General features: G+C 67.4%; 5 protein-coding genes. 1 reads left to right on the top strand and 4 read right to left on the bottom strand.

From position 1 onward, the window contains the following. Nucleotides 1-423, top strand: a 423-nt coding sequence (locus ACTHNC_RS00920) for a DUF7882 family protein (protein ID WP_440292706.1), incomplete at its 5' end; no start/stop codon positions are given. An 11-nt stretch (nucleotides 424-434) separates the two neighbouring features. Here ACTHNC_RS00920 and ACTHNC_RS00915 read toward each other — a convergent pair. The 4 genes from ACTHNC_RS00915 to ACTHNC_RS00900 all read right to left on the bottom strand — a co-directional run bounded on the left by ACTHNC_RS00915 (nucleotide 435) and on the right by ACTHNC_RS00900 (nucleotide 3,145). Further along, nucleotides 435-1,007 carry a hypothetical protein gene (locus ACTHNC_RS00915; RefSeq protein ID WP_440292705.1) on the bottom strand — a complete coding sequence of 191 codons (573 nt, stop codon included), beginning with the start codon at nucleotides 1,005-1,007 and terminating at the stop codon, nucleotides 435-437. A gap of 3 nt (nucleotides 1,008-1,010) precedes the next feature. Beyond that, complete coding sequence (locus tag ACTHNC_RS00910) at nucleotides 1,011-1,424, bottom strand: DUF4383 domain-containing protein (RefSeq protein WP_440292704.1); 414 nt, start codon at nucleotides 1,422-1,424, stop codon at nucleotides 1,011-1,013. 46 nt (nucleotides 1,425-1,470) lie between these two features. Next, nucleotides 1,471-2,127, bottom strand: a complete 657-nt coding sequence (locus ACTHNC_RS00905) for a fasciclin domain-containing protein (RefSeq protein WP_440292703.1) — start codon at nucleotides 2,125-2,127, stop codon at nucleotides 1,471-1,473. A 208-nt stretch (nucleotides 2,128-2,335) separates the two neighbouring features. Beyond that, on the bottom strand, nucleotides 2,336-3,145 hold the full coding sequence (locus ACTHNC_RS00900) for an anti-sigma factor (RefSeq protein WP_440292702.1): 810 nt from the start codon (nucleotides 3,143-3,145) through the stop codon (nucleotides 2,336-2,338). Nucleotides 3,146-3,245 lie beyond the last annotated feature (100 nt).

Here is a 3,245-nt window from a genome sequence, read left to right as displayed (position 1 = left end):
ACAGACTCCGGTTGTCGTGAAGCCCTCGGCTGGCATCGTCCCCTTTGCCTCTTCCGGACCCACCCGAAGAAGCAGGTCATGGGCTACCTCATCTATCAGGGCCAGCAGATCGAGTTCGAGGATCGCATCCTCGCGCATCTCCAAGCTCTCATCTACTACAAACTCAGGCACGGAGATTGCTTCGCGCTGTCCTGGAAGAATCCCGTCTCCGCCGGCAACGGCCGCACCAGCATCTGGCTGCACCCGGCGAACGATCTCACGTTCCACTTCACGGGATCCCGGCCGCCGGCGTTGAACCGGCAATGGCTCGCGACGTTGCGGGCCGAAGCCGACAGTCAGGGCGGGCTGGTGCTCGGTGACAAGACAGCGGAGCCGACACCCGTCGGCGTGCCCGTGAGCGGGATCGACCAAAGGGTGCCGTAGAGCACGACGGCTTACATCTGCATGTGCATCCCGGCGTGTCTGCCTGCGTCGGTGGCGCCGAGCGCCGGGACGGTGACCCCGGCCACGAGAACCGCACCGAGAAGGATGCCCGCAAGCGCTCTGATCGCGCCGCTTCCGGTCTGCGCGGTTCCGAGCGCCGCACCATCCGGTTCGGTGCGTGCCAGCACCGGTCGGGCGACCCGGTGCTGACGATTGCGGAGCCTCACGGCTCTGGCGCACGCGAATGCCATGACGAGATCGAGGCAGCACGCCAGCGCGAGAGGGACCGAGACGGACGCGGCCGAGGGCCCCATGCGCATCGCCATCCCACTGTGATGCGCCGCCGTGGACGTCAGCGCCCAGCCGCCCGCAAAAGCGATGGGAAGTAGGGCGACCGCTAGCGAGCGCCGCGGGAGCGGCGCTCTCTGCAGGGTCAACGCCGTGATCGCCCACGTCAGTTCCGTGAGACCGATCACGATCAGAACGACGGACATCCACACCGCAGATGACGACGCAACAGCGAGGTGCACGAGGCCGGCGCCGAGAGCGCTCAGCGCCGGCCAGGTGCGTATGAATGCGAGCACGTCTTACGCGCTCACCGCGCGACGCTCCGTCGCCCTGTCGGTGCTCAGGCCGACGGCGAGGAGCACGATCGCGCTCGCGAGATGCAGGAAGTGGTCAGGAGTGTTCAGCGCCAACACGTTCGCCGGTGTGTTCGCGATGAAGAACCCGACGATGCCCAGCAGCAGATAGGCCGCTCCGATGACGATGTTCACCGTCTTCGCGGCGGGAACGGATGCCAGACCAGCGATCAACAGCGCCGCGCCGATCAACAGGTGCGCCACGTTGTGCAGCGGATTGACCTCGAAGATGCCCAGCAGCAGGCCGCCCTGCGTCGAGACGAATCCGACGCCCGAGGTGACGAAGAAGCCGATCAGGCCGACGAGCAGGTAGACGGCGCCGAAGATCGTCGCGAGGAGGCGGTTCGGGGATGACTTCATGATGATGCCTTTCTCCTATCAGGTGCGTGCGAGGGACGGTCCGTGATCACTGAGCCGGAGGCATCAGCACGGAGTCGATGAGGTAGACGGTCGCGTTGGCGGTGTGCACGCCCCCGCAGATGACGTTCGCGTCGTTGACCTTCATGTTGTCGCCGCTGCCTGTGACCGTGACGTCCTGACCCTCGACCGTCTTGTGGCTGCCGTCGATGGCGTCAGGGGCGAGCTGTCCGGCGATGACGTGATACGTGAGAACCGTCTTGAGAGTGCTCGCGCCCGCCGGGGTACCGAGAGTCGACACCGTGGATGCCGGGAGCTTGGCGAACGCGGAGTCGACGGGAGCGAAGACGGTGAACTGGCCGCCGTCCAGCGTGTCGACGAGGTTCACGTCCGGGTTCAGCTTGCCCGAAACCGCCTTGACCAGCGTGGTGAGCATGGGGTTGTTCGAGGCGGCGACAGCGACCGGGTCCTGGGCCATCCCCTTGATCGATCCCGCGCCGGTCGGTACCTGCTTGGCGTAGGCGGAGCATCCCGGCCCTACGAGATCGGCGGCGGGGTTCGCATTGGCGGATGCGCTCGGCTTGCTGGTCTTCATCGATGAGCTCTTGTCGGAGCTGTTGCTGCTGCCGGTACAGCCGGCCAGAGCGAGAACGGTGAGCGTTGCGACAGCTGCCGCCGCGACCGTGGTGCGCTTCGTGTGGAACATCCTGGTTCTCCTTAGAGTGCTGTGCCCGAGGCGCGTTTGCGGCCTCCACAACTGACTTCGGAGCGGTGGGCGGAACGGTTTGGATTCGTTTTCGCGGCACGAAGAGCACCGGTCCAGATGGTGCTCGGGGGTCATGCACGGCCACCGTGTGCGACGGCGACCCGTCAAGACCTGCCCGGTGATCGGCGAGCGCTGCGCTGGTCGCGCCTTAGCTGCCGATGGTGACGACGGGCTTCGTCGTCGGCTGCTTCGATCCGCCCGCCGGCTCGACCGTCAGCCCGACGACGTCACCGGCCTGCATGCTGCCGTGGAGAACATCCCACTGGCCCGACATCAGTCCCGCCGAGGTGGCCTTGCCGTTCCTGATGTACCAGAGCTGGTACGTCTTACCGGCCGGGGCTGCGGCCACGCCGTTCACGATCATGGCGGACCTGCCCAGGGACGGCGACCAGACGAGCGTCGCCGTTCCGCCGCCGGCCACCTTGGCCGTGGAACGCTGCGCGTCGGGGGCAGACGTGATCGAGGCGAGAACATCGGCCTGCGCCGTGCTCTGCGGATGCTGCGCGATGGCGAAGCCAACGGCCGTTCCGCCGGCGAAGAGGATGACCGCAGCAGCGGCCGCGGCTGCGGCGACGGCCGGACGGCTGTACCAGCGCCGTTGCGCCTTCCGCTCCGCTGCCGTCATGGCGGGCGAGCTCGCCTGCGCCGGGCTTGCGGCGGCATCCGGAGTCGCTTCGGACGCGACCTGCTCGGAGGCGGTCGGATGCTGCGGGGTGACGGCGATCTGCCCCATCAGCCGTGCCTTGAGATCTGCGGGCGGTTCCGCCAGGGGTGGTGCCTCATCGAGGGCCGCGGCGACCTCGGCGAAGGAGGATGCCTCGGCACGGGCCTCCGGGGAGGTCGCGAGGAGGCGTTCGTAGCGTTCGCTCTCCTCGGGCGACAGCGACCGCAGGGCGTGGCCGGCCGCGAGGAGGCGTGTCTCATCGTTCTGCGCGTCGTCGTCGTGCGTCTCACTCATGCCGTCACCCCCAGTTCGTGTCTGAGCCGAATCATGCCATCGCGCAGCCGTGTCTTCACTGTGCCGATGGGCACGCTCAGCAGCTGCGCGATCTCGGTGT

Source organism: Humibacter sp. (genome assembly GCF_051954055.1).
Taxonomy (GTDB): domain Bacteria; phylum Actinomycetota; class Actinomycetes; order Actinomycetales; family Microbacteriaceae; genus Humibacter.
This window is presented reverse-complemented; position numbering and strand designations above follow the sequence as displayed.

Excerpts from the sequence above, each read along its gene's own strand:
- ACTHNC_RS00900 (WP_440292702.1), bottom strand. The coding sequence starts at position 3,145 with ATGAGTGAGACGCACGACGACGACGCGCAGAACGATGAGACACGCCTC.
- ACTHNC_RS00905 (WP_440292703.1), bottom strand. The coding sequence starts at position 2,127 with ATGTTCCACACGAAGCGCACCACGGTCGCGGCGGCAGCTGTCGCAACG.
- ACTHNC_RS00910 (WP_440292704.1), bottom strand. The coding sequence starts at position 1,424 with ATGAAGTCATCCCCGAACCGCCTCCTCGCGACGATCTTCGGCGCCGTC.